This window comes from Arthrobacter sp. STN4 (assembly GCF_024539665.1).
In the GTDB taxonomy this organism is placed as follows: domain Bacteria; phylum Actinomycetota; class Actinomycetes; order Actinomycetales; family Micrococcaceae; genus Specibacter.
Genome location: NZ_JAKZGX010000038.1, coordinates 1 through 25,425 on the forward strand (window position 1 = coordinate 1; position 25,425 = coordinate 25,425).

Genomic DNA, 25,425 nt, shown 5'->3' on the forward strand with positions numbered 1-25,425 from the left:
ACAACGCAACCCACATCGGCATCACCATCGAACCCCCCGGCGGATCCCCCCAACCCACCACCACCCCCATCCTCCTCCAAACCATCTAAACCACACCCCCCACAACAAACCCCAACCATCGACCCGGGGACGGCCCGCCTTTCGTTTGCGGCAGGCATTTTCGAAGGCACCCCCGGGGTCGATAGACTTCTTCCATGACGCAGACCCCAGCAACCTCCGCAGAACGCACCGCCCACGGATTCGGCCTGGCTTCCATCGCCGACGACGAGTCCGTCCTCGATGTCTGGTTCCCCAGCCCGGAACTCGGCGCCTCCGTCAACACCCTGGGCGCCACCCGCGAGGCGAGCCCCGAGCTGACCTCGCTGGCCGTGCCCGGACGCGACGACGACCGCGGTGTCACCCCGACCGTCGTGTTCGCCCAGATCAACCTGGACGAGGCCCCCGCCGACGCCGTGGACGCCTACCTGCGCCTGCACCTGCTCTCACACCGCCTGGTCAAGCCGAACAGCATCAACCTGGACGGCATCTTCGGCAAGCTCAACAACGTTGTCTGGACCAACTTCGGCCCGGCCCCCGTGGACGGCTTCGAGCTCACGCGCGCCCGGCTGCGCCGCCGCGGCGTGGTCACCGTCTACTCCGTGGACAAGTTCCCGCGCATGGTGGACTACGTCCTCCCCTCCGGGGTGCGGATCGCCGACGCCGACCGGGTCCGCCTTGGCGCCCACCTGGCCGACGGCACCACGGTCATGCATGAAGGCTTCGTCAACTACAACGCCGGCACCCTGGGCACCGCCATGGTGGAAGGCCGCATTTCCGCCGGAGTGGTGGTGGGTGACGGCACCGACGTCGGTGGCGGCGCGTCCATCATGGGTACGCTCTCCGGCGGCGGCAAGGAGCGGGTGGTGCTGGGCGAGCGCGTGCTCCTGGGCGCCAACTCCGGCGTCGGCATCAGCATCGGCGACGACTCCGTCGTGGAGGCGGGCCTGTACGTCACGGCCGGCACCCGGGTGCGCGTCGTGCAGCCGAAGAACGACGACGGCGAGGACACCACGATCATCGTGAAGGCCAGCGAGCTTTCCGGCAAGCCCAACCTGCTGTTCCGCCGCAATTCCAGTTCCGGCGAGGTTGAAGTGCTGCCCCGCCAGGGCTCCTCCGTGGAGCTCAACGACGCCCTGCACAGCAACTAGGGAAGCTTGCTTCCCCTCAACACGCCGGGGGCGCGGCCGTGAGCCGGAAACGCGGCCGCGCCGCCCTGGCCTGGCTGGCCGTGACGGCACTGGTGGCGGGCCTGCTCGTCGCCGGCGGCTTCTGGGTGGCCAACTACTTCCGCGACGCCCTGGCCCCGCCACTGGCCATCGGCTGCACGGCCACCGCGGGCAGCCAGTCGTACTCGCTGGCCGTGGACCAGACGGAAAACGCCGCGCTGATCAGTGCCTTGTCCGTCCGGCGCGGCATGCCGGCCCGGGCCGCCTCGATCGCCGTGGCCACGGCGCTCCAGGAATCCAAGCTGCGCAACATTGCCTACGGCGACATGGACTCGCTCGGATTGTTCCAGCAGCGCCCGTCGCAGGAGTGGGGCACCGCCGCGGAGATCATGAACCCGGTGTACGCCGCGTCGGCCTTCTACAACTCGCTGGACAAGGTGCCCGGCTATGTGGACATGCCCCTGAACGACGCCGCCCAGATCGTCCAGCGTTCCGCGTTCCCCCAGGCCTATGCCCAGCACGAGGACCTCGCGCGCGCGTTTGCCTCCGCCCTGACGGGCCAGTCGGCCGAGGCGCTCAGTTGCACCCTTCCCCCTGCCTCCACGGCTGCCACGCCGGCCGCGGTGGTGGCCGGGCTGCACGCGGTGTTTGGCCCGCTCCCCTCCTCAGCCACGTCCGACGGCGGCACGCCCGCCCTCTTGGTGCCGGCCACCGGCGCAACGGGCTGGGCAGTGGCGCAGTGGGCGGTGGCCAATGCCCACCAGGACGGCATCACGCAGGTTGCCTATGCGGGCCGCCAGTGGACCCGTGCCAACAATGACAAGAAGACCGGCAACAACGCCGGGTGGCAGGCCGCCGCCGGCACGGCACCGGCGGGCAGCGTGGAGATTGTCCTGGCCCCGCCGGGCCAGGGCTAGACGAGCAGCTCCACGACGGGCTGGACGTAGCTGAGAAAATTCTGTTGGTCGTCCAGCAGGTGCTGGCTCATGATCAGCCGGTCCGGCTCAATGAACCAGGCCCGCTGCTCCGCCAGCGGCATTTCCACGATGGTCAGCGTGAAGTCCCGGGCGCTGCGTCCCAGCTCCATTTCACGGTTCTGCACCAGGTCCGCAAGCACCTTGTGCCCGCCGAGGGTCTCACGCTCTGCAGCCAGCAGCTGATAGGCGCTGATTTGCTCCCGCGACCAGGTCAGTGCGGCACCAAAGTGTGCCTGCAGCACGCGCTGGAGCGCGGGCATCCCGGCAAAGTCGCCAAAGTTCGGCGGGTTCAGCGGCGGCTCCATCGCCGGGTGGACGGCCATCAGACGGCCCCACCAGTGCTCCCACTGGTCCCGCAGCGCGTCCAGCCCGCCCACGTGTGCGGTCAGCTGGCTGGGGTCTGCCGGCCTGACCTGCGGGGCCACGTGGGAAAGCGCAGGCTGGCCGGCGCCGGCCAGTCCCGCCACGTCGCGAATGTACAGTGCAATGAGCATGGGCCCGCAGGTATCCATGGTGATGCGCCAGCCGGGACCGCCAGTATGATGCATAATTCTCGCCTCCATGTGCCGATGGCCCTGCCACGGCACTCCCATGGGTCCAGATTACGCTTCGCGGGGAGGCAACGGCAGTGGGACGGTGCGGTTTGTTGTGCGGCCCCGCCGGGGCTGCAGCCTGGCCGGCGGCGCGTGCGGGCTACGCGGCCAGCAGGGAGTGCAGGTGCCGGCGCAGCGTGGCGCTGCCCTGCTCCGGCCCGGACCAGCCCGGCTGGAGGACCATGCGCAGGCCCAGTCCGTCCAGCACGGCAATCAGGCGCTCGGCCTCGTCCACCGGTTCGGGGTTTCCGGCCACCAGCCCGCTCTCGAGCAGCTGCATCACCACGCGCCCCACCACGGCACCCGTGGCACGGTAGTCGTCCCGGGCTGCGTCCTGCAGCCCGCCGTCGGTGCGGGCCGCGAGCATGAACTCGATGCGGACCACGGCCTCGGCGCCGGCGTGGGCATCCAGCGGCAGGAGCGCCTCCAGCACCACGGCGCACTTTTCCACCAGCGTGGACGCATCCCGGGGCAGTGCAAACCCTTCCAGGTCCTCCAGGCGGTCCAGCGCCCGCATGTGGACTCGCTCTGAATTGACGCGGAAGGCGAACTCCATGAGTTCGGCCTGGTTGGCAAAGTAGTGGCGCACGGACCCCAGGGCCAGGCCGGCCTGCTCCGCCACGGTGCGCAGCGAGGCCTGGGCCAGCCCCTGCCGGTTGATGACTTCAAAGACGGCGTCGGCAACGAGTTCGCGGCGGTCGTCCGCGTCAACAATTTTGGGCACACTCTTTTTTAGCACATGCGGCCCAGAACCTTTGGCGCCGGGCCGCAGCGCCGTGCGCCTGGCTGTACAGCGCCGTGCGCCTGGCTGTACAGCGCCGTGCGCCTGGCTGTGCCTAGCAGTGGTGGGCGCGGCGGAAGGCCAGTTCGGCCAGGGCCGCCGCAGCCTTGGGGACCACGGCGTCGTCAAAGGCGGCGCGCGGGGAGTGGTTGCTGGCCCCCTCTGCCGGTGAGTCCGCCGTCGTTGCCCCCAGCATGATAAAGGCGCCCGGCACCTCGCGCAGCACGTGGGAGAAATCTTCCGAGCCGGGCACGGGGAATTCCATTTCCCGGAACGCGCCGTCGCCGAACACGTCGGTGAGCACGCCTGCGGCGTAGGCGTATTCGGCGGGGTCGTTGACGGTCACAGGGTAGTCCGGGGCCACCTCAACCTCCACAGTGAGCCCGTGCCCTTCGGCGATGCCGCGGAACAGGCGCTGGAGTTCGGAGCACAGCCGCTCCTTGTGGCCGGGGGAAAACGTCCGCAGCGTCACGTCGAACGTGGCGGTGTCCGGGATGACGTTTCCCGCAGTGCCGGAGACGAGTTTGCCGATGGTGGCGACGACGGGGTCGAAGACGTTGAAGTGGCGGGTGACGAGCGTCTGCATGGCCAGGACCATCTCGCAGGCCACGGGCACGGGATCGCGCGTCAGGTGCGGGGTGGAGCCATGGCCGCCCTCGCCGCGGACGGTGACGAACAGTTCGTCGCAGCCGGCCATGAGCGGGCCGGGCCGGGAGTAAAAGACCCCGTTTTCATATTCGGCGGAAAAAACGTGGAGCCCAAACGCCGCATCCACGCGCCGGCCGGCGGCCTCCAGCACGCCGTCCTGGACCATGAAGCGGGCGCCGTCGTACGTCTCCTCGCCCGGCTGGAACATGAAGACGACGTCCACGGCCAGTTCGTCCCGGCGCGCGTGCAGCAGCCGCAGGGCGCCATAGAGGCCGGCCATGTGGACATCGTGTCCGCAGGCGTGCATCGTGCCGTCAAGGGTGGAGCTGAAGTCCAGCCCGGTGGCCTCGGTGACCGGCAGCGCGTCCATGTCCCCGCGCAGCAGCACCACCTGGCGCCCGCCGCCCAGGGGGTTGTCCCTGCCGCCGCGCAGCACCACCGTCACGGAGCTTTGGCGGGTTCCCGGCGTGATTTCCAGCCCGTCCAGCCCGCCAAGGCGTTCCAGCACCAGTGCCTGCGTGCGCGGCAGGTGCAGCCCCACTTCGGGCACCCGGTGCAGTTCGTGGCGGAAGCCGATGAGCTCCCCGCGCAGCAGTTCGGCCTCTTCCAGCAGTGTTGGCATGTCCATCCTCACAGTGCGGCCGCCCGGTGCAGCCACACGTTCATCCTGCCACCTAAGGGCGGCCCCGGCACGTCGGGACCGAGGGGCGAGACGAATTTGACAGCCCGCGGGGCCTGCATGGAACCTTGTTGAAAACCACACTCCGCGTCGTGCCGGCAACGATGGTACGGCCCGGCTCCACCAACTACGGGACGGCAAAGTACCCCATGACAGCAAAATCCAGGATCTTCACCACGGCCGCCGTGCTGCTTGCGGGCGGTCTCGCCCTGACCGGCTGCACCACGGCCTCACAGGGATCCGGGACGGGTCCAACGTCGACGGCCGGCACCTTTGACGTCTCCACCGTCACCAAGGACAACGCCCTGGCGGCCCAGGTCCCGGCCGCCATCAGGGCCAAGGGCACCCTCACGGTGGGCGCCGACACCTCCTACGCGCCGGCCGAGTTCCTCGGCGGTGCGGACGGGCAGACACCCATGGGCTACGACGTGCAGCTCGCCCAGGCCATCGGCAACATGCTGGGACTCAAGACCACGGTGCAGACGGCCGAGTTCCCCACGATCCTGCCGTCCCTCGGGGCCAAGTACGACCTTGGCGTGTCGTCCTTCTTCATCACGGCCGAACGCCGGAAGGCCGCGAACTTCGTCAGCTATGTTGCCGCAGGAACCCAATGGGCCGTGCAAAAGGGCAACCCCAAGAAGTTCAGCCTGGAAGGCATTTGCGGCAAGACCGTTGCCGTCCAGACGGGCACCTTCCAGGAATCCCCCGACATCTCCACCCGCAACAAGGCGTGCACCGACACCGGAAAGCCCGCCATCAAGGTCGTAAGCCTGAAGAACCAGACAGACGTCACCACCCGCGTGATCAACGGCAGTGCCGACGCCATGGCCGCCGGGTCCATCACCGTCGGCTACGCCATCACCCAGAGCAAGGATGCCATCCAGACGCTCGGGCCGCAGTACGGGGCCTCCCCTGTGGGCATTGCCGTGGCCCTGGACGACATGCCGCTGGCCAAGGTGACGGCCGCGGCCATGAACAAGCTGATCGCCAACGGGGACTACAAGAAGATCCTGGACCAGTGGGGCGTGGGCAGCGTGGCCATCCCCAAGGCCGAGGTCAACCCCGCCACCAGCAAGTAGCCACCAGCACCCAGGCTCCAGCAACTAGGCCGCGCGGCTACTTTCTGCCGGCGGTCCCTGCCTTCCCGCGGTACAGGAAGGCGAGGGCCGCCACCAGGAGCACGGCGGCGATTATGAAATACGGGAGGAACGCGCCCTTGCCGATGAGGATCATGATCCCCAGCACGACGACCACGATGCCAAAGGCAAGGGCAAAGGACTGCAACAACATTTTCTTCACGGCGGGTGTTTCCTCGTTCAGGGGGCGTGGTTCAGGGGGCGTGGTTCAGGGGGTGGTCTGGGGGAAATGGCAAACGGCGGTGGGCGGCCTCCAGGGGAAGCCGCCCACCGCCGTCGTACCGGCCTTTACCGCGACGGGTACATGCGTTCCGGCTCGCCTGTGTACAGCTGGCGGGGGCGGCCGATCTTGGTCTGCGGGTCCTTCATCATTTCACGCCACTGCGCGATCCAGCCGGGCAGGCGGCCGATGGCGAAGAGCACCGTGAACATCTTTTCGGGGAAGCCCATGGCCTTGTAGATCAGGCCGGTGTAGAAGTCCACGTTCGGGTAGAGTCTGCGGGAGACGAAGTACTCGTCCGTCAGGGCGACTTCCTCCAGGTGCATGGCGATGTCCAGGAGCTCGTCGTTGCCGCCGAGCTTCGCCAGGATCTCGTGCGCGGTCTCCTTGACGATCTTGGCGCGGGGGTCGTAGTTCTTGTAGACGCGGTGGCCGAAGCCCATGAGCTTGACGCCGGCTTCCTTGTTCTTCACCCGCTCCACGAACTTCTCCACGGGTTCTCCGCTGGCCTGGATCTGGCGGAGCATGTTCAGCACGGCCTCGTTCGCGCCGCCGTGCAGCGGGCCGAACAGGGCGTTGATGCCGGCGGAGACGGACGCGAACATGTTGGCGTTCGCGGAACCGACCAGGCGCACGGTGGAGGTGGAGCAGTTCTGCTCGTGGTCGGCGTGCAGGATCAGCAGCAGGTCAAGTGCCTTGACCACCACCGGGTCCATCTCATAGGGCTCAGCCGGCAGGCCGAAGCTCAGGCGCAGGAAGTTCTCCACCAGGCCCATGGAGTTGTCCGGGTACAGCATGGGCTGGCCGATGGACTTCTTGTGGGCGTAGGCGGCGATGACGGGCATCTTGGCCATCAGGCGGATGGTGGCCATCTCCACCTGGTCGTCGTCGAACGGGTCCAGGGAGTCCTGGTAGAACGTGGACAGGGCCGACACGGCGGAGGAGAGCACCGGCATGGGGTGCGCATCGCGCGGGAAGCCGCCGAAGAAGCCCTTGAGGTCCTCGTGCAGCATGGTGTGGCGGCGGATCCGCGAATCAAAGTTGTCCAGCTCGGAGGCGGACGGGAGGTTCCCGTAGATCAGCAGGTAGGACACTTCCAGGAAGTTGGAGTGCTGGGCCAGTTCCTCGATGGGGTACCCGCGGTAGCGCAGGATGCCCTTGTCGCCGTCGATGTAGGTGATGGCCGAGGACGTGGCGGCCGTGTTCACGAAACCGGGGTCGAATGTGACCGCGCCGGTGCTTGCCAGCAGTTTGGACACGTCGTAGCCGGCGTTGCCTTCTACGGCTTCAATCCGCGGAAGCTCGAGCTCTCCGCCGTCGTAGCGCAGTGTGGCGCTCGTGGATTCAGACATGGAGTCCCCTTCATGAGGTAGCCTGCGAAAGGCTTTGGTCAGATCTATGCAACTGTTCCGCCCGCGGGGTTCACCGCGCACCGCAGGACCCGGCTGCGCGGGCCTCGAAGTTGCTGCGGGGCAGCGGCTGCAAATCGGCGCAACGGTGCACGGTGGCATAGACGTCTATGTACGAAACTACCGCTTAGGTGCCGCCGAGCACTAATCCGCGGTCCGTTTTACGGCCTCCGCAGGGGTGAAACGTCACGAATTTGCGCCGAGCCGCGCCACGGCGGCCGCGACGCGTTCATCCGTTCCGGTCAGGGCCACGCGGATGAAACCATGCCCGGCGTCGCCGTAAAACGTGCCGGAACCGACCACAATGCCGCGTTCGGCGAGCCTGCCGATGGTGGTCCAGGTGTCCTCGCCGGCTGTGCACCACAGGTAAAGCCCTGCCTCGGAGTGGTGGATGGTGAGCCCAAAGGCCTCCAGGGCGCCAACCAGCTGTTCGCGGCGCGCCCGGTAGCGGGCCTTTTGCGCGCTGACGTGGGCGTCGTCGCCCAGGGCCACACGCATGGCTTCCTGCACCGGGTACGGCACGATCATGCCGGCGTGCTTGCGGCTGTTGACCAGGTTCGCCATGATGGCCGGGTCCCCGGCCACAAAGGCGGCCCGGTAGCCGGCCACGTTGGACTGCTTGCTCAGCGAGTAGACGGCCAGCAGGCCGTCGTGGCTGCCGCCGGTGACGCGGGGGTCCAGGATGCTGGGCACGGGCTCGCCGCCGTTTTCCGTATCCCACCGGCCCCAGCCCAGCTCGCCGTAACATTCGTCGGACGCGACGACGGCGCCCACCTCGCGGGCCTGGGCCACGACCGCGGCCAGGGACTCCACCGGGCGCACAATCCCGGTGGGGTTGCCCGGGGAATTGACCCAGACCAGGCGCACACGGGACCGGGTGTCGGCGTCGAGCCCGTCCAGCGAATCGGCGGCCACCGCGGTGGCACCGGCAAACACGGCACCCATGTCGTAGGTGGGGTAGGCCACCGTGGGGCGGACAACGACGTCGCCCCTGCCCAATCCCAGCAGCAGCGGAAGCCAGGCCACGAGTTCCTTCGAACCCACGGTGGGCATGACGTTCTCCGGGTCCAGGCCGGGCACGTTGCGCCGGCGTGCGAACCAGTCCACGATGGCCTGGCGCAGTTCCGGCGTCCCGTGCGTGGTGGGATAGCCCGGCGCGTCCGAGGCCGCCTTCAGCGCGTCCTGGATCAGCGCCGGGGTGGGGTCCACGGGCGTGCCGATGGACAGGTTCACCAGGCCGTCCGGGTGCCCGGCCGCCGTGGCCAGGTACGGCGCCATGGAGTCCCACGGGTAGTCGGGCAGCTGCAGGCCGTGGCGGACGGTGCCCTGGGGCGCGGTGGCGGCCGCCGTGGTCGGTTCCGTTGTCATGGGGTGCGGCTCAGTCCTGGTTCTGCGGGGGCAGCGCGGCGATCAGGGGGTGGTCGGTGTGCGTGTTGCCGATCTTGGCCGCGCCACCCGGGGAGCCCAGGACGTCAAAGAACTCAACATTGGCCTTGTAGTACTCGGCCCACTCCTCCGGGGTGTCGTCCTCGTAGTAAATCGCCTCCACGGGGCAGACGGGTTCACAGGCACCACAGTCAACGCATTCGTCGGGGTGGATGTAGAGCGAGCGTTCGCCTTCATAGATACAGTCAACAGGGCACTCCTCCACACATGCCTTGTCCTTGACATCCACGCACGGCTGCGCAATTACATACGTCACGTCCCGACCTTCCTCGCAAAGAATCACCCGCCGGCTGGATGGCCGCGGTACGTTCATTATCCCCCACGGCACACCCTCCCGCATCCCGGCGAGACTTAGTATGAAGACGTGAACCGTGCCCTTGAAGTCCTCGCCGCCCTGCCCCTGGGCACCCGGGTGGTGGTCCGCTACAGGATCGACGGCGGCGCCACCGACGCGCTGGGCAACCTCACGGCCCGCGATGCGCTCGGGGTGAGCGTGGCGGCCCGGACCGGTGAGGTGGCCATTGCGTACGACGACGTCCTGCTGGCCAAGCCCGTTCCCCCGCCTCCCCCACGCCGCGCGCCGCGCTTCCCCTAGGCGTGGGGCCGCCCTTGCGCGCCGGCGGGGCAGCACCGGCGGACGGGCGGCGGCACGGACCCGCCACGGCCGTGCGTTCAGCGGCTCCGGCGCAGGACGGCCCAGGCCAGCCACGCCATCAAGGGTGAAACCACCGCGATCCCGAACAGCCACACCGTCCCCTGGATGTTGGCGGAGATCATCCCAAACGCCCCGCGCTGCTGCGACAATACGCCCGCACACAGGTAGGCGGCCCCGCCGCACAGCACCACCAGCCACGCGCTCCGGCTCCACAGCCCCACAAAAAGTTCGACGGAGGCCAGCAGGAGCAGGGCGGCCACGGCACCAAGGGGAATGGCGGTGCCGCCGGCGTACCAGAGGTGCCCGTGGAGCGAGGTGCCCAGGAAGCCCGTGCCGATGCCGGCGGCCAGGGCAGCCGTCACCACGGCCCAGCGGCTCGGCTTCGGCCAGCGTCCCCCCTCCGGCCCCGGAACAGGGTCCGCGGGCCCCCCGTCCGGGGACGGCCCGTCCCCCGTGGGGCCGCTCATCCGGCCCCGGAAGACGGGGCGGGCATCAGTTCCACAAATTCCTCCACGCCGCAGATGTCCCGCCACTCACCGTCGGAGAGCGCGTAGCGGTCCCCGTCCACGGTGATCTGCGTCCGGTGCGCCCGCATGGCAGCAGCCTTGGCCGCCTTGTTGCCGGCCACCGCAATCCGGGCGGTGCCGGGTTCCAACGGGCGTTCGGGACGGTCGCTGACGATCGCGAAAACGTGGGGCACGGTCCAGCCGGGGGTGCCATTTTCAGCTCCTGCGGCCAGGCCCAGGGCGGCCAGGACCAGCTCGTGGGTGCGGACGTGGTCCGGGTGGCCGTAGCCGCCGTCGGCCGCATAGGTCACCACGGCATCAGGCCGCAGGGCGCGGATGGCGGCCGCCGCGAGGGCCGCCTCCCCTTCGAGGGAGCCGCGGGACAGCGAACCCTCCAGGACGGTCGACGCGGCCATGGCCCGGCCGTCGGGCCCCCACTGCATGCCCGAATCGCGGAACACCACCGGGCCGGCGGCCGGTGCAGTGGCCCCCTGGCCCAGCCAAAGGTGTTCCCGGACGCCCAGCGCCTCGAGCGCTGCGGCCAGTTCCCGTTCGCGCACACGGGCCAGCCCCGTGCCGTCGGCGGGCGGGGCACCCGGCCCGGTTCCGGCGTCGTGCGCGGCGGGCAGGCGCAGCGCCCGGCCCACTTCCAGGTGGCCCAGCTCGGCGGGGATGACCTCGCCCAGTTCGCCGCGCGTGCACGTCAGCAGCGCCACGCGGGCCCCGGCAGCAGCATAGGCGGCAATCGTCGATCCCGTGGCGAGGGTTTCGTCGTCCGGGTGCGCATGGATGAAAAGCAGCGTGGCGTCGGGGCCCACTCCGGGCAGCAGCGTGGGGATCTCCATGGCACCCAATCTACCCGAATGGCACCGGCGGATACGCCGATGGCCGGCACGCCCCCGGACAAGGGGGCATGCCGGCCATCTGGCGGGGCACGTGCCGGCGGCTACACCAGCAGCGTGGCCCCCGGAATCGCGTTGAGCAGTTCCTGCGTGTAGACCTGCTTCGGGTTGCTGAAGACCTCGTCCGTGGAGGCGGCCTCCACCACGCGGCCCTTCTGCATGACGGTGACGTGGTCGGCAATCTGGCGGACCACGGCGAGGTCGTGCGTGATGAACAGGTACGTCAGGCCCAGGTCCTCCTGCAGCTCGTTGAGCAGGTTCAGCACCTGTGCCTGCACCAGCACGTCCAGCGCGGACACGGCCTCGTCACAAATGATCACGTCCGGGTTCAGGGCCAGTGCACGCGCAATGGCGATGCGCTGGCGCTGGCCGCCGGAGAGCTCATTGGGGAAGCGGTGCATGGTGGAGGCAGGCATGGACACCTGGTCCAGCAGCTCACGGACCTTCTTTTCCCGGGACTTGGCATCGCCGATCCTGTGGATCTTCAGCGGTTCCTCGATGGTCCGGTAGATGTTGAACATCGGGTCCAGCGAACCGTACGGGTCCTGGAAAATCGGTTGCACGCGGCGGCGGAAGTCAAAGAGCGCCTTCCCCTTGAGCGTGTTCACCTCCACCCCGTCGAACAGGATGCTGCCCTCGGTGGGCGCCAGCAGGCTCAGGGCCATCTGGGCCACGGTGGACTTGCCCGAGCCGGACTCCCCCACGATCGCCATGGTGGTGCCGCGGGGAACGCTGAAGGAAACATCGTCCACCGCCTTGAAGTCCGAGGACTTGCCGAGCGCGCCGCGGAGCTTGAACACCTTGGTGAGGTTCTTGATCTCCAGGATGGTCTCGCCGGCCTGGGCGCCCTTCCGCTGACCGTCCAGGGACGCAGCGGGCGGCTTGGCCGCCGCTGCAGGGATGGACGACGGCGCATGCCCGGCGTCCGCGGGCGTCGCACCGGCGGTATCAGGGGCGGTGTCGGCGTCCGCGGGCGTGTCCAGCTCGGCGACGGCTGCCGCCAGGGCGTCCTTGGCCTTCTGCGACTGCAGCCGGCGGGACGCCAGCGACGGCGCGGAGTTGACCAGGCGCTGCGTGTACGGGTGCTGCGGGTTGCGCAGGATCTCCAGGGCGGGACCTGACTCCACCACCTGCCCCTTGTACATGACCACCAGCTTCTCGGCACGCTCGGCGGCGAGGCCGAGGTCGTGGGTGATGAGCAGCACGGCGGTGCCCAGCTCCGTCGTCATCCGGTCCAGGTGGTCCAGGATCTGGCGCTGCACCGTCACGTCCAGGGCGGAGGTGGGCTCGTCGGCGATAAGCAGGCGGGGCCGGCAGGCGAGCCCGATGGCGATGAGTGCGCGCTGGCGCATGCCGCCGGAGAACTCGTGCGGGTACTGCTTGGCCCGGGCCGCCGCATCGGGCAGCCCGGCCTCGGAGAGGACCTCCGCGACCCGTTCCTTGGAGTTGGCGCCGGCCAGGCCGTTCGCCTTGAGCGTTTCCTTGACCTGGAAGCCGATCTTCCACACCGGGTTCAAGTTGGACATCGGGTCCTGGGGGACCATGCCGATCGAATTTCCGCGGAGTTCAATGATCCGCTTTTCGCTGGCGTTGGCAATGTCCTCGCCGTCAAAGATGATCCGCCCGGCACTGACCCGCCCGTTGGAGGGCAGCAGGCCGATGGCCGCCAGCGCCGTCGTCGACTTGCCCGAACCGGACTCACCCACAATGGCCACCGTTTCCCCGGGCATGATGGTCAGGTGCGCATTGCGCACCGCCTTCACCGGGCCGTTGGAGGTCTCGAAGGTGATGGCCAGGTCACGGATCTCGAGCAGGGGCGCGTCATCCGCACGGGGTGCCGCTGGTTTCACAGTTTCGTCTTTTGCATGGTTTGACATGGCCGTCACCGCTTCCTTGCCTTGGGGTCGAGCGCATCACGCAGGGCGTCGCCCAGCATGATGAAGCTCAGGACGGTGATGGACAGTGCCACGGCGGGCCACAACAGCACGCCGGGGTTGTTGCGGACCTGCGGCTGGGCGGCCGCAATGTCATTGCCCCACGACATGACCGTGTCCGGCAGGCCGATGCCCAGGAAGGACAGCGTCGCTTCTGCAACGATGAAGGTGCCCAGCGAGATGGACGCCACCACGATGATGGGGGCCAGCGAGTTGGGGATGACGTGTCGCACCAAGGCGCTGAAGCGCGAAAGGCCCAGTGCCTTGGAGGCGGTGACGAAGTCGGCATTGCGGTTTTCAATCACCGCGCCGCGCGTGATTCGGGCGATTTGCGGCCAACCGAATATCACCAGGGTCAGGACCACCGTCCACACGCTCCGGTTGTCGCGGAAGGCGGGAAGCTGCATGACAACGATGGCGCCAAGGATCAGCGGCAGGGCGAAGAAGATGTCGCCCAGGCGGGCCAGGATGGCGTCGATCCAGCCGCCGTAGTAGCCGGCCAGGGCACCCATGATGCCGCCAACCACGAGCACTCCCAGGGTGGTGAAGACACCCACCATGAGTGACGCCCGCGTGCCGTAGACCATGCGCGAATAAACATCGCAGCCTTGCAGCGTGAAGCCGAGCGGGTGCCCTGCACGGGCCCCTTCAGAGGAATCGTTCAGGCTGCAGCTGGTGGGATCCACGCTGGCGAACAGGTGGGGCAGGAAGGCGACCACGAGGACAAAGATGATCAGGAGGGCGGAGATGATGAACAGCGGCTGCCGGCGCAGGTTTCGCCAGGCATCCGCCCACAGGCTCAGGGGGGCTTCCGATTCATCGACATTGTCTATGGCTGCCAGGGGTGTTTCCTCCAGCGGGGCCACGAAGTGTTCAATGACCCGGCTGGACGTCTTGCCCTGACGCGCGGCCGGGATCACCGGCTTGGTCAGGTCTGTTTCAGGTGTGAGTTTCTCAGACATAGCGAATCCTTGGGTCGAGCCATGCGTACAAAAGGTCCACAACCAGGTTGGCCACCACGAAGACGATGACCAGGATGCCGACCACGGCCACCACGGTGGCGCTTTCGCCCTTTTGGATGGCCTTGTAGAGCAGGTTGCCAACGCCGGGGACGTTGAAGATGCCCTCGGTGACAATGGCGCCGCCCATGAGCGAGCCAAGGTCCGCGCCGAGGAAGGTGACAACCGGGATCAGCGAGTTGCGCAAAATGTGGACCACCACCACCCGGGGCCGGCTCAGGCCCTTCGCCGTGGCGGTGCGCACGTAGTCGGCGTTCATGTTTTCGCTGATGGAGGCCCGGGTGAGCCGGATGACGTACGCCAGGGACACCAGCCCCAGGACGAGCGCCGGCAGGATGAGTTCATCCCAGGGTGCGGCGCCGCTGACGGTGGGGCGGGCCCAGCCGAGCTGGACGCCGATGACCAGCTGGAGCACAAAGCCCAGAACGAAGGTGGGGACGGCGATGACGACAAGCGAGGCGACCAGGACAGTCGCGTCGAAGAGCTTTCCCTTCCGCAGGCCGGCGATGACGCCGAACAGCACGCCGAAGACGGCCTCGATGGCCAATGCCATGATGGCCAGGCGTGCGGTGACAGGATAGGCACGGCCAATGACGGCGGAGACGTCCTGTCCGGAGAACGTCTGGCCCAGGTTGAGGGTCACGAGGTTCTTCAGGTACAGGCCGTACTGGATCCAGAACGGCTGGTCCAGGTTGTATTGGGCCCGGAGTGCGGCTTCGACGGCGGGTGCCATCGGCTTGCCGCCGGACAGTGCAGCAATGGGATCGCCAGGAGTTGCAAAGACAAGGAAGTACACCAGCAGCGTGGCCCCAAAGAAGACGGGAACCAGCTGCAGGAAACGACGGAGCGTGAACATGACCATTACGGTGTTTCCCCCTCCGGTGTTCCTGTTGGCAAATCGTTCATGAAATTACCTGTTCAGATAGTGGACGGTACTGGACAACTGGCGGGATCTCCGCTTTGTCTCTAGTACGGAAAGTAGCACATGGGAGTGTGATTCAGACAATAAAAGGGGGACCCGGCATGTAGGCCGGGTCCCCCACTTAAGCAACAGCCCTAAGAATATTACTTGGCAGTAATGTTGTAGTACAGCGGAACGCCGTTCCAGCCGAACTGCACGTTGGTGACGTTGTTGCTCCAAACACCCTGGACTGCCTGGTACCACAGCGGGATGACCGGAAGGTCCTTGAGCAGGATTTCCTGTGCCTGGTTGAAGATCTTGTTGCCTTCTTCAACGGACTTGGCGGCCAGGCCCTCCTTCAGCTTGGCGTCAAACGCCGGACTGGAGTAGTCGCCGTCGTTGGAACCGGCACCGGTGCCATACAGCGGGCCGAGGAAGTCCTGCAGCGACGGGTAGTCCGCCTGCCAGCCTGCGCGTGAGGCGCCGGTGAGCTTCTTGGAGTTGATCAGGTCACGCGACTGCTTGAACGTGGCGATCGGGTTCAGCTGCGCCTTGATCCCCAGGGTGGTGGCGATCTGGTTGGCCATGGCCGTGATGTATTCCTTGTTGCCGGCGCCATCGATGTTGGAGGTGATGGTGAAGACCTTGCCGGCCGGCCAGGGGCTGATCTTGTCCGCCGCGGCCCAGAGTTCCTTGGCCTTGGTGGGGTTGTACTTCAGCACGTCGCTGCCGGGCAGGTTGCCGTCGTAGCCGTCCAGCACGGGCGAGGTGAACTCCGTGGCCACCTTCTTGTTGCCGTAGAAGATCTTGTCGATGATCTGCTGGCGGTTGATCGACATCGAGATGGCCTGGCGGCGCATCTGGCCGGCCTCACCCTTGAACTCGGGCAGGTAGCTCGGGATCGTCATGGTCGCGTTGCCGGCATAGGCCTGGTTGACAAAACGGCCCTTGAAGTCCGTCTTGAAGTTCTGCAGGCCGCTCGGTGGCACCTGGTCAAGGACATCCAGGTTGTCCGACTGCACGTCGGTGTAGGCGGCATCCGGGCTGGAGTACAGCGTGAAGGTCACGCCGCCGTTCTTGGGCTTGTTCGGCCCCTTGTACTTGTCGTTCGGAATCAGCGTGATGGAGGTGTCATGCTTCCAGCCGCCGGGAGCCAGCTTGTACGGACCGTCGCCGACCGGGTTCTGGCCATAGGCCTTGATGTCCTTGTAGGCGGATTCGGGCATCGGGTAGAAGGCCGTGTAGCCGAGGGCCAGCGGGAAGTCGGATTCCGGGGCGGACAGGTCGACCGTGAAGGTGGTGTCATCCACAACCTTCAGGCCCTCCATCTTGTCCAGGGTGGACTTGGGGGCGCTGACCTTGTCGTAGCCCTTGATGGGTGCGAAGAAGTAGCTGTTCAGCTGCGCGTTCTTGGCTGCCGCACCGTAGTTCCATGCGTCAACAAAGTTCTTTGCCGTGATGGGGGTGCCGTCGCTGAACACCTGCCCCGGCTTGATCTTGATCGTGTAGTGCTGGGAGTCCGTGGTTTCGATGGACTGGGCCAGTTCGTTCACGGTCTTGCCGTGGACGTCGTAGCTGACCAGGCCTGCGAAGATCAGGTCCATGACACGGCCGCCGCCAACTTCGTTGGTGTTCGCCGGCAGCAACGGGTTTTGTGGCTCGGTGCCGTTTGCCGTGATGGCCTTGCTGGTGTTGCCACCGGCGGCGCCGGTATTGCCGCCACCGGACGTCCCGCCACAGGCGGTGAGGGACATGGCCAGAACTGCTGCCACGCCCAGTGCTTTGGAAGTGCGCGAGAAACGCATTCCGCCTCCTTGGTTATGAAATGGATTCGAGTTAAGACTGCCCAACAGCTTGTTCGTCGTTGAACGTGAACGTGTCCCAGCTCATACCGGACTAGGCTACCCGGAAATAGTTACCAGCAAGTAATCCCGAACCCGTCCCGCCCAGATCTTTATACAGATGAAACCTTTAAAGGCAGCAGCCCGCCCCTGCCAAGGCAGGGACGGGCTGCTGTGCGGCAGGCGCGGATGGCGTGCCGGCGTGCGCAGATCAGACCTTGGCGCGGCTGCGGTACGCCTTGGCCCGGTCGCTGGCGTTGAGGATGACCTTGCGGATGCGGATGGCCTCCGGGGTTACCTCAACGCACTCGTCTTCGCGGGCGAATTCCAGGGATTCCTCCAGGGTCAGGGTGCGCGGCGGGGTCATGTTCTCGAAGGTGTCCGAGGACGCGGCACGCATGTTGGTGAGCTTCTTTTCCTTCGTGATGTTCACGTCCATGTCATCCGAGCGGGAGTTTTCGCCCACGATCATGCCCTCGTACACCTCGGAGGTGGGCTGCACGAAGAAGTTCATGCGCTCCTGCAGGTTGATCATGGCGAACGGGGTGACGACGCCGGAGCGGTCGGCCACGATGGAACCGTTGGTGCGGTATTCGATGGGGCCGGCCCACGGCTCGTAGCCTTCGGAGATGGAGGCGGCAATGCCGGCACCGCGGGTGTCGGTCATGAAGCGGGTGCGGAAGCCGATCAGGCCGCGGGCGGGAACGATGAATTCCATGCGGCACCAGCCGGTGCCGTGGTTGGCCATGTTGGTCATGCGGCCCTTTCGGGCGGCCATGAGCTGGGTGACGGAGCCGAGGTATTCCTCGGGCACGTCGATGGTCATGTGTTCCATCGGCTCGTTGACCTTGCCGTCAATCATCTTGGTGACAACCTGCGGCTTGCCCACGGTCAGCTCGAAGCCTTCGCGGCGCATCTGCTCAACCAGGATGGCCAGGGCGAGCTCGCCGCGGCCCTGGACTTCCCAGGCGTCGGGGCGCTCGGTGGGGAGAACCTTCAGGGACACGTTGCCCACAAGTTCCTTGTCGAGGCGGTCCTTGACCTGGCGGGCGGTGACCTTGTGGCCCTTGACGCGTCCGGCAATCGGGGAGGTGTTGATTCCGATGGTCATGGAGATCGCGGGGTCGTCCACCGTGATCAGCGGCAGCGGCTGCGGGTTTTCCAGGTCCGTGAGGGTCTCGCCAATGGTGATGTCCTCGATGCCGGCAACGGCCACGATCTCGCCCGGCCCGGCGGATTCGGCCGGCACGCGGGTCAGGGCCTGGGTGGCCAGCAGCTCGGTGATCTTGACCTGCTTGATGCTGCCGTCGTGGCGGTACCAGGCAACGTTCTGGCCCTTGCGCAGGGTGCCGTTGAAGATGCGCAGCAGCGCCAGGCGGCCCAGGAACGGCGAGGCGTCGAGGTTGGTCACATGCGCCTGCAGCACGCCTTCGGGGTTGTAGCGCGGGGCCGGGATGTGCTCGATGATGGTCTTGAACAGCGGCTCAAGGTCCTCGTTGTCCGGTGCGGTGCCGTTGGCGGGCTGCGTCAGCGAGGCGCGGCCCAGCTTGCCGGAGGCATAGACAACGGGAACGTTCAGCACGGCATCCAGGTCCAGGTCCGGGACCTCGTCGGCCAGGTCGGAGGCCAGGCCCAGCAGCAGGTCCATGGACTCGGCCACGACCTCGTCGATGCGGGCGTCCGGGCGGTCGGTCTTGTTGACCAGCAGGATCACGGGCAGCTTCGCAGCCAGGGCCTTGCGCAGCACAAAGCGGGTTTGCGGCAGCGGGCCTTCGGAGGCGTCCACGAGGAGCACCACGCCGTCCACCATGGACAGGCCGCGCTCCACCTCGCCGCCAAAGTCGGCGTGGCCGGGGGTGTCGATGACGTTGATGGTCATGACGGTGCCGTCGGCCGACGGGCCGTTGTAGGCCACGGTGGTGTTCTTGGCCAGGATGGTGATGCCCTTTTCGCGCTCCAGGTCACCGGAGTCCATGACGCGCTCTGCAACATTGCCGTGCTCGGCAAATGAGTGCGTCTGCTTGAGCATGGCGTCCACCAGGGTGGTCTTGCCATGGTCAACGTGCGCCACGATGGCGACGTTGCGCAGGTCATTGCGCGAGGCAGTGTTGAGGGAAGTTTCGCTCATGCGTGAAGACTCGTTTCAGTTGGGCCCGGCTGCAGGCCCGAAAGGGCGACGGCAGAAAGTCACATTTATGTTTGGCCGTGATTCGTCGGCAGATAACACCATTCTAGACGTAGTGCCAAATACGGCCTAGCCACCTTATCGCATGACGGACAGGTTTTCCCACACCGTTGCCGCGGTTTTCGGCGCCAACGCCGCCTTTCTGCGCCAAAAGTACGACGGCGGGAGGCGGGGTCCGTGACGAACCTCACCTGCCGCCGTCGTGCGCCGCCGCATCCGCCGCGGCGTGGGGGCGGGCCTACTTCACGTATTTCCAGTCCCACACGTTCCACCAGATGCCGACCGGCACCGGCGAATACATGACGCCGGCAACATGGGGGCCGTTGGCCGCCGCGGCGCTGCGCGCGAACAACGGCAGCCCGTAGCCGGCCCCGACCACCAGCTTGTCAATCTGCATTTTCAGGGCGTCCTGCTTGGCGGAGTCCGGCTCCTGGGCCAACTGCCCGGCCAACTGGTCCACCACCGTGTTGGAGAAGTTGTTCAGGTTGGACACGGCGCCCGTGCGGAACACCTGCGGCACCTGGACGGATCCGGTGGGGTTGCTGGTCCAGCCGTACAGGGCGACGTCGAACGCGCCGGCCTTGAGCGCCGGGAGCCACTGCCCGGCACCCTTGCCGTCGTCGACGACATTGAAGCCGGCCATCCGGGCCGAGGCCGCCATGAGGTTGAACTCCGTGGACCGCACGGGATCGTCCTTGTTGTAGAGGACACGGACCGTGGGCGTCGCCCCGGCCAGCAGCTTCTTGGACGCGTCGATGTCCGCGGCGGCGTAGGCGGCCGTGCCGTTGCTGGCCGATGATTCCTTATACGGGGTCTGGAGTGCCCGGAACACAAAGGAGTCCAGGACCGTGGCGCCGGGGTTGACCGGCTTGGCCGCCTGGTCCACGATGTCCTGGCGCGGCACCGTTTTCAGGAACGCGGTGCGGAAATCGGGCTTGGCCAGGACGCCCTTGAAATTGAGCACGGCCTGGTCAAAGCCGAGACTGGCACCCACCTGCGTTTGGACGCCGCCGGACTTCGCGTCGGCGAGTGCGGCCGCACTGTCTTGGGTCAGGGCGGGCGAGGCGATGTCGGCCTTGCCTGCCTTCAGGGCTGCGATCTGCGCCTCGGGCCGGGCGGTGTAGTGGACGGTGACGGTGTCCAGGGTGGGCACCGTGCCCCAGTTGTAGTCGACGTTGCGTGTGAGGACCAGGTCCTTGCCGGCGGTGATGCCCTTGACCAGGTAGGGCCCGTTGGACAAGGCCAGGGAGGGGTCCGGCATCGATTTTGTGTCAAAGCCCGTGTTCCAAAAGTTGGCAATCTTGCGAAGTTCGGGATTTGCCTTGACCGGGGCTGCCGGATCACCCTTCGGGATGCCTTGCAGGAGCGTGACGAGGGCGTTGGCGTCCTTCAGGCCGACTCGGGCTGCCACAATGTGGGCCGGAATGCTCACCGTCGAACCCAGTGCCGTCTCCCAGTCGGAGAACGGCTTGGTGTAGGTCAGGGTCAGCGATGCGCCGTTGTCGCCAATGACGGGCATGGACGTTTGCGACAGCCCGGTGGTGTCCCCCGCATAGTTGAAGTAGGCGTTGCCGCGGGCCACCTTGAAATTGGCGTCCAGGGTTGCGTCGTTGTAGTAGCCGGAGCCGGCGGCCCACTCAAGGAAGAGGTCCGCGGCCGTGACGGGTTCGCCGTCGGACCACTGGACACCGCTGTTGATGGTGTATTTGACGGTCAGCGGCTTGTCGGAGAGTTTCTCATACGTGCCGAACTTGTCATTCCTGACGAGCTTGAGGTTGTTGTCCACGTAGTTGAAGCCGGAGTGCGTGGCGTAGTCGATCCGCGCATTCGTGGCACCCTGTCCGGTGGTGCTGTCCGGGTTGAAGGAGGTAAAGGGGGACGGTTCCAGGACCGTGACGTTCCCTCCCGGGGAGGCCGTGGCCGCCGTGGATCCTTCGGGTGCGGGCGGCGCCGCCGTGCAGGCTCCGAGGGCCAGCACTGCCGCCACGGCCAGGGTGAATGCCTTGGAAATGCGTCCGGCGCGCATTCCACCTCCAGTTTCTTTTGCGTCTGCAGCGGGATGCCGTGCAGTGTGGTTCCCGGGCGCCGGGGCAGTGCCCCGGCAAGGAACGAGCCTGCCTGAAAGACTACCGCAGGCCGCCTTGCCGGTCCCGGGGTTGCCTGGGGCGCCGGGCTGCTTTTATTATGCGCCGGACCCGCCGCTGGTTTGGCGCCAGTGGACAAGATGCCCCGGACCTGCTTCCGGTCCGGCGCATAAGCGAAGCGGCGTCGTGCCCTAAAAGGCGTTAGTAGCCGGTGGAGCCGTCGAGGCATTCGCGCAGCAGGTCCACATGGCTCAGGTGCCGGGCGTATTCCTCGATCATGTGCGTGTACACCCAGCGCAGGTTGAGTTCCTGGCCGTGCCGCAGTGCGGGAAGCGGGGCGTCGAGGTCCGCCACCGCGGCGGCCAGGGGGCGCACCCGGGCCAGTTCCCCCGTGTAGGCGGCAACGTCGGCGAGCGCCGTGTCCGGGCTGTAGGCGTTGAAGTCGGCATCCGGGTCCTCGGCGCCGTAGCGGGCCGGCTGCGCGGTGCCCGCGACGACGTTGGAGAACCAGTAGCGTTCGACGTCGGTCAGGTGGCGGACAATGCCGGCAATCGTCAGGGCCGACGGCGGCACTGCGGCCTGGCACAGCTGCCCGGCAGTCAGCCCGCCCACCTTGATGGGCAGCGTTTGGCGGTAAAACTCCAGCCAGGATTCCAGCGACTCCCTGTCCCCGGCCATGAAGGGCGGGGCTGTGCGCGTGTCGGGGACGTCAGGTGTGCGGTGTCCGGGCGTGTCCATGGGACAACTCTTCCACAGCGCACGCGGGGTTGTCGGGCTTTCGCCGGCAGGGTGGCCAGGGGCGGGCCTTGGCGGCAGAATTTGTTCATGGCCCTCCTCATTCAAAACCTGTCCTTTGACTCCACCACCCCGGCCGAGACGGCCCGCTTCTGGGCTGATGCCCTGGGCTGGCAGGTCATGGCGGACGGCAACCCCGATGAAGTCGTCCTCGAGCCTGCCGCCGGAAGTCCGCAGGCCGGCATGGTCCCGGACATCCTGTTCCTGCGTGTGCCCGGGCCCAAGGCGGTGAAGAACCGGCTCCATCTTGACCTGCGCCCGGACGACCAGGCGGCGGAAGTGGCACGCCTGGAGGCATTGGGCGCCCGGCGGGTGGACGTCGGCCAGGGCCCCGGCGTCACGTGGGTGGTCATGGCGGACCCGGAGGGCAACGAGTTTTGCGTGCTGCAGGCGTTGACGGACACGGAGCGGACAGGGGCGTAACGCCTCCGGCTGTGGATAACTTCAAGCAGGAAACCCGGTTCGCTGGAAAAATTGCTGCATGGGAATCACCTACTTCGCACTTCCGGTGCCTGCCCCGCTGGTCAACATTGCGCGCATCAATCCGCGTGCGTTCCTGCCCGTGCTGCCGGCAGGACATGCGTGGCCGAACCCTCCCGATGCGCTCCTGTTGGACAAGCCATGGCGTGACTTGAGGGACCTCCTGGGCATGCCACGCGACAAACCGCCAAGGCCTGCCTTTGAACTGCTGCGGGGTGAGGTCAAGGAATACGGTTACGGATGGCTGCCCTACGAGCGGGTCCTCGGGCCCCAGGATATTGCCGGGGTGGCCCGGGACCTGGCGCGGCTGGACCTGGCGGCCATGTACCAGGCGTACTCATCCCTGGTCTCGCCGGATTGGGCCGCCATCATGGACGGACGGCGCTGCACCGTTGAATCCTATGCGAGGAAGGCCAGGGTGTTTACGGCCCGGCTGGCCGAGCGCGGCCAGGGGCTGGTCTACTCCATCGGTTAGTGCCCTCCGGCAGGCTGGCGGGAACGGCCCGCCTTCAGCGCCGTTTGGTGAAGTCCACGGAACGACGGTCCAGCCATCGCGGAGTACGGGCGCAGTACTGCAGGTACTCCTCGCCAAAGCGGTTGCGCAGCGCCTCCTCCTCACGGGCAATCTGGAAACGGTCCATCACCAGGACAAACCCGCCGACGGGCAGCCATGCCGGCAAGGAGCCCCGCTCCACGGCATGGGCAACGAGCAGCCCGGCCACGGCAAGGTACATGGGATTGCGTGATAATCCGTTGCTGCCGCCGGTGACGAGCACCGAGGCGTTCCCGGGCGCCGTGGGATCGGCCGTGGTGCCGTTCCGGGCGAAAGCGCCAAGCGTGGACAGCAGCAAGGTTCCTGACCCCGCCGCCAGTGCCACCGCGACCACGCGGCGCAGCCGCCGCGCCCTGCGGCCCTTCGGGGCCAACCGTTGCAAGACCACTGCAGCTGCCATGGCGACGGGTGGAACGGGAATGCCCTTGTGCCTGTCTGCTCTTGAAGCCATGCCTTCACAGTAGGCCTGAACCGCCCGCAATTTCCAGCATTGGCAGGCCGGCGGCGGGAATCTTCAGCCGCGTTTGTGCGGCTGGTGCCATGCGGCATGGTCTCTCGCCGCCGGTGGCGGGGTCCGCCGGCGCCGGGACAGCTTCAGGACTCCCGGCGGTCTCGATTGGCCGGGTGCACCATAGGGTGGGCACATGGCGGATATCCAAGGACTCGACGCTCTCCTGGCTGCGCTGAAGGCCCAGGAAACGATTCCCGGCGGCTCGCCGCACCACGCGGCCATGCACGCCGCCAGCCAGGACTCGCTGCGCATTACCGCCGAGCTGATCGGCCGCTACCATTCCCCCGATGAGGTCCGGGCCCTGCTGGGTGAGCTGACCGGGCGCGAGGTCCCCGGGTCGCTCCAGCTCTTCCCGCCATTCAGCGCTGACTTCGGCAGGAACATCCGCTTTGGCGACGGCGTGTTCGTCAACAGCGGCTGCCGGTTCCAGGACCAGGGCGGCATTGAAATCGGCGCTGGTTCCCTGATCGGCCACAACGCCGTCATCACCACGTTGAACCACGAAATGTTGCCGGGCCGGCGGGCGGACATACACCCGGCCCGCGTCGTGATCGGCGCGGGCGTGTGGTTCGGGGCCAACGTGACCGTGCTCCCGGGCATAACTGTCGGTGCGGGTGCCGCTGTGGGGGTGCCGGCCAGGCAGGCGGGCACGGTGCCTGAGGGATGACGCCCGACGCGCGGCGGCCCTTGCGTTCCTGCCGGGTCGCGTAATTCGGGATCCACGTGGCAATCACCCGGCTGGGCGGATCCGCCACCGACCGGTCAGGGCCAAGCAGGTCCGACCAGGCGCTAAACCGACACCCCACCTCGACGCACAACGTCCCCGCGTGCCATGACGAAGTCGACTTGCCCGGTCACCGCGATGTCGTCCAGGGGGTCGCCCGGCATCGCGACGATGTCGGCACACGACCCGACCTTCAAGGTGCCGATGTCCTGCCGGCCGAGCATGCGTGCCGCCGTTGAGGTAGCGGCCTTGAGCGCGCGCAAGGGGCTGGGACCGGCCGCCACCGTCGCTGTAAACTCCTTGATGCCGTGGTCGAACGGGAACTTCCCGCAATCGGCGCCGAAGACGACATCTGCATGGTCGGCACGATGAAGACCCCTGATTCGGCGGCCATCCGCACTCCTTCCTCATCAATGAGGTACGCGTGCTCCAGGCTCCGCACCCCCATCTTGATGGCCTGTTTGCATGCGTCGGCCGCCCCTGTGTGTACTGCGACAGGCATGCCCAACTGCCTCGCCGTGGCGCAGGGCGCTTCCATCTCATCGTCGAACCACGTGTTGACGGCAGGGTCGTCACCGAAGCTGAAGTAGCCTCCCGCATTGACCGTCTTGACCCAGGCGGAACCGATGGAGTGCTCGCGGCGCACTGCCGCGCGCACCGCAGCCCGATCATCGGCGAGCGTCGACACCGGCAGATCCCAGCGGGAAGTGTAGAACCCGCTGATGTCGCCGTGCCCGCCGGTAGGGCTGATGATGTGCGCCGCCACGATCAGCCGGGGCCCGCGAACGAGCCCGGCGTCGATGGCATTGCGCAGATCGATCGTCGGATTCCCAGGGTCCATCGCACCCAGGTCGCGCAACGTCGTGCACCCCGCATCAAGGTACCTGCGAGCGATGGCGGGGCCGGTCAACGCCTTCGTGGCCGTCGAACCCAGCGTTTGCCCGGCGAGGGTGGCAGCGTTCATCGTCAGGTGCACGTGGGAGTCGATGAAACCAGGCGACACGGTACAGTCGCGCAGGTCGATCACCTCGACATCCGCAAGGCGGCTCACTGCCCGTGACATTTCCTCGATCACCCCGTCGCGGAGGAGGATCTCCACGTCCCTGCGAAGGTGGGGGGGTGTCCCTATGTTTTTCGTCAAGGGTTTGGGCGGGTTTTCTTTGAAGGTTCTTTCGTCCTTGTTTTTGGGCAGGGTTGAGTGGCTGGCGGGTGGTCGCCATCAGCTCGCGGGGTCGTCCGGT

The 25,425-nt window shown here is 67.0% G+C and carries 24 protein-coding genes and 1 pseudogene; 7 read left to right on the forward strand and 18 right to left on the reverse strand.

Going from position 1 to position 25,425, the window contains the following annotated elements; translation table 11 throughout:
• The first annotated feature begins 194 nt into the window (after positions 1-194).
• Together dapD and MMF96_RS18030 are read left to right on the forward strand one after the other, a co-directional pair.
• On the forward strand, positions 195-1,187 hold the full coding sequence (dapD, locus tag MMF96_RS18025) for a 2,3,4,5-tetrahydropyridine-2,6-dicarboxylate N-succinyltransferase (protein WP_176618685.1): 993 nt from the start codon (positions 195-197) through the stop codon (positions 1,185-1,187).
• A gap of 38 nt (positions 1,188-1,225) precedes the next feature.
• Positions 1,226-2,122, forward strand: coding sequence for a hypothetical protein (locus MMF96_RS18030; RefSeq protein ID WP_176618684.1), 897 nt, complete (start codon positions 1,226-1,228; stop codon positions 2,120-2,122).
• On the opposite strand, the gene MMF96_RS18035 is transcribed toward MMF96_RS18030, so the two are convergent.
• From MMF96_RS18035 to MMF96_RS18045, 3 genes are all read right to left on the reverse strand, one after another.
• A complete protein-coding gene (locus MMF96_RS18035; protein ID WP_176618683.1) occupies positions 2,119-2,730 on the reverse strand; it encodes a hypothetical protein in 612 nt (203 codons plus the stop codon). The two genes, MMF96_RS18030 and MMF96_RS18035, sit on opposite strands and share 4 nt — an antisense overlap.
• A 145-nt stretch (positions 2,731-2,875) precedes the next feature.
• On the reverse strand, positions 2,876-3,499 hold the full coding sequence (locus MMF96_RS18040; protein ID WP_176618682.1) for a TetR/AcrR family transcriptional regulator: 624 nt from the start codon (positions 3,497-3,499) through the stop codon (positions 2,876-2,878).
• Between the two features lie 112 nt (positions 3,500-3,611).
• On the reverse strand, positions 3,612-4,826 hold the full coding sequence (locus MMF96_RS18045; protein ID WP_176618681.1) for a M20 family metallopeptidase: 1,215 nt from the start codon (positions 4,824-4,826) through the stop codon (positions 3,612-3,614).
• 128 nt (positions 4,827-4,954) lie between these two features.
• Between MMF96_RS18045 and MMF96_RS18050 the strand changes: the two genes are divergently transcribed.
• Positions 4,955-5,962, forward strand: a complete 1,008-nt coding sequence (locus MMF96_RS18050; protein ID WP_256128135.1) for an ABC transporter substrate-binding protein — start codon at positions 4,955-4,957, stop codon at positions 5,960-5,962.
• Positions 5,963-5,999: 37 nt separating this feature from the next.
• On the opposite strand, the gene MMF96_RS18055 is transcribed toward MMF96_RS18050, so the two are convergent.
• From MMF96_RS18055 to fdxA, 4 genes are all read right to left on the reverse strand, one after another.
• On the reverse strand, positions 6,000-6,182 hold the full coding sequence (locus tag MMF96_RS18055) for a hypothetical protein (protein WP_256884327.1): 183 nt from the start codon (positions 6,180-6,182) through the stop codon (positions 6,000-6,002).
• Between the two features lie 125 nt (positions 6,183-6,307).
• Entirely contained in the window at positions 6,308-7,591 is a 1,284-nt protein-coding gene (locus tag MMF96_RS18060; RefSeq protein ID WP_176617640.1) for a citrate synthase, read from the reverse strand.
• A 243-nt stretch (positions 7,592-7,834) separates the two neighbouring features.
• Complete coding sequence (gene dapC, locus MMF96_RS18065; RefSeq protein ID WP_176617641.1) at positions 7,835-9,016, reverse strand: succinyldiaminopimelate transaminase; 1,182 nt, start codon at positions 9,014-9,016, stop codon at positions 7,835-7,837.
• Positions 9,017-9,026: 10 nt separating this feature from the next.
• Positions 9,027-9,350 (reverse strand): ferredoxin, encoded by a 324-nt coding sequence (gene fdxA / locus MMF96_RS18070; protein WP_176617642.1) that lies wholly within the window; start codon positions 9,348-9,350, stop codon positions 9,027-9,029.
• 108 nt (positions 9,351-9,458) lie between these two features.
• On the opposite strand from fdxA, the gene MMF96_RS18075 reads away from it, so the two are divergent.
• Positions 9,459-9,689, forward strand: a complete 231-nt coding sequence (locus MMF96_RS18075) for a hypothetical protein (protein WP_176617643.1) — start codon at positions 9,459-9,461, stop codon at positions 9,687-9,689.
• Positions 9,690-9,766: 77 nt separating this feature from the next.
• On the opposite strand, the gene MMF96_RS18080 is transcribed toward MMF96_RS18075, so the two are convergent.
• The 9 genes from MMF96_RS18080 to MMF96_RS18120 all read right to left on the reverse strand — a co-directional run bounded on the left by MMF96_RS18080 (position 9,767) and on the right by MMF96_RS18120 (position 21,859).
• Positions 9,767-10,216, reverse strand: coding sequence for a hypothetical protein (locus MMF96_RS18080; protein ID WP_176617644.1), 450 nt, complete (start codon positions 10,214-10,216; stop codon positions 9,767-9,769).
• Positions 10,213-11,100 carry a PIG-L family deacetylase gene (locus MMF96_RS18085; protein ID WP_176617645.1) on the reverse strand — a complete coding sequence of 296 codons (888 nt, stop codon included), beginning with the start codon at positions 11,098-11,100 and terminating at the stop codon, positions 10,213-10,215. Before MMF96_RS18085 ends, MMF96_RS18080 begins: the two co-directional genes overlap by 4 nt.
• A gap of 101 nt (positions 11,101-11,201) precedes the next feature.
• The gene (locus tag MMF96_RS18090; protein WP_176617646.1) at positions 11,202-13,034 is read right to left on the reverse strand and encodes an ABC transporter ATP-binding protein; all 1,833 of its coding nucleotides are present in this window, start codon (positions 13,032-13,034) and stop codon (positions 11,202-11,204) included.
• A 5-nt stretch (positions 13,035-13,039) separates the two neighbouring features.
• Positions 13,040-14,053: an ABC transporter permease gene (locus MMF96_RS18095; RefSeq protein WP_176617647.1), complete on the reverse strand. Its 1,014-nt coding sequence runs from the start codon at positions 14,051-14,053 to the stop codon at positions 13,040-13,042.
• Positions 14,046-14,972 carry an ABC transporter permease gene (locus tag MMF96_RS18100; protein ID WP_176617648.1) on the reverse strand — a complete coding sequence of 309 codons (927 nt, stop codon included), beginning with the start codon at positions 14,970-14,972 and terminating at the stop codon, positions 14,046-14,048. The genes MMF96_RS18095 and MMF96_RS18100 overlap by 8 nt, the downstream gene beginning before the upstream one ends.
• A gap of 203 nt (positions 14,973-15,175) precedes the next feature.
• Complete coding sequence (locus tag MMF96_RS18105) at positions 15,176-16,816, reverse strand: ABC transporter substrate-binding protein (RefSeq protein ID WP_176617649.1); 1,641 nt, start codon at positions 16,814-16,816, stop codon at positions 15,176-15,178.
• A 247-nt stretch (positions 16,817-17,063) separates the two neighbouring features.
• The gene (typA, locus tag MMF96_RS18110; protein WP_176617650.1) at positions 17,064-18,980 is read right to left on the reverse strand and encodes a translational GTPase TypA; all 1,917 of its coding nucleotides are present in this window, start codon (positions 18,978-18,980) and stop codon (positions 17,064-17,066) included.
• A 295-nt stretch (positions 18,981-19,275) separates the two neighbouring features.
• Complete coding sequence (locus tag MMF96_RS18115) at positions 19,276-21,063, reverse strand: ABC transporter substrate-binding protein (protein WP_256884328.1); 1,788 nt, start codon at positions 21,061-21,063, stop codon at positions 19,276-19,278.
• 259 nt (positions 21,064-21,322) lie between these two features.
• Positions 21,323-21,859, reverse strand: coding sequence for a DinB family protein (locus MMF96_RS18120; protein WP_256884329.1), 537 nt, complete (start codon positions 21,857-21,859; stop codon positions 21,323-21,325).
• A gap of 87 nt (positions 21,860-21,946) precedes the next feature.
• Here MMF96_RS18120 and MMF96_RS18125 point away from each other — a divergent pair, with 87 nt between their 5' ends.
• Both MMF96_RS18125 and MMF96_RS18130 read left to right on the forward strand, forming a co-directional pair.
• A complete protein-coding gene (locus tag MMF96_RS18125) occupies positions 21,947-22,339 on the forward strand; it encodes a VOC family protein (protein WP_256884330.1) in 393 nt (130 codons plus the stop codon).
• 58 nt (positions 22,340-22,397) lie between these two features.
• Entirely contained in the window at positions 22,398-22,871 is a 474-nt protein-coding gene (locus MMF96_RS18130; protein ID WP_176617654.1) for a hypothetical protein, read from the forward strand.
• A 34-nt stretch (positions 22,872-22,905) separates the two neighbouring features.
• On the opposite strand, the gene MMF96_RS18135 is transcribed toward MMF96_RS18130, so the two are convergent.
• A complete protein-coding gene (locus MMF96_RS18135; RefSeq protein ID WP_176617655.1) occupies positions 22,906-23,400 on the reverse strand; it encodes an isoprenylcysteine carboxylmethyltransferase family protein in 495 nt (164 codons plus the stop codon).
• 193 nt (positions 23,401-23,593) lie between these two features.
• On the opposite strand from MMF96_RS18135, the gene MMF96_RS18140 reads away from it, so the two are divergent.
• Positions 23,594-24,127 carry a sugar O-acetyltransferase gene (locus tag MMF96_RS18140; RefSeq protein ID WP_256884331.1) on the forward strand — a complete coding sequence of 178 codons (534 nt, stop codon included), beginning with the start codon at positions 23,594-23,596 and terminating at the stop codon, positions 24,125-24,127.
• A 122-nt stretch (positions 24,128-24,249) separates the two neighbouring features.
• On the opposite strand, the pseudogene MMF96_RS18145 reads toward MMF96_RS18140, so the two are convergent.
• Positions 24,250-25,247 (reverse strand): annotated as a pseudogene (locus MMF96_RS18145) (amidohydrolase family protein).
• Between the last annotated feature and the right edge of the window lie 178 nt (positions 25,248-25,425).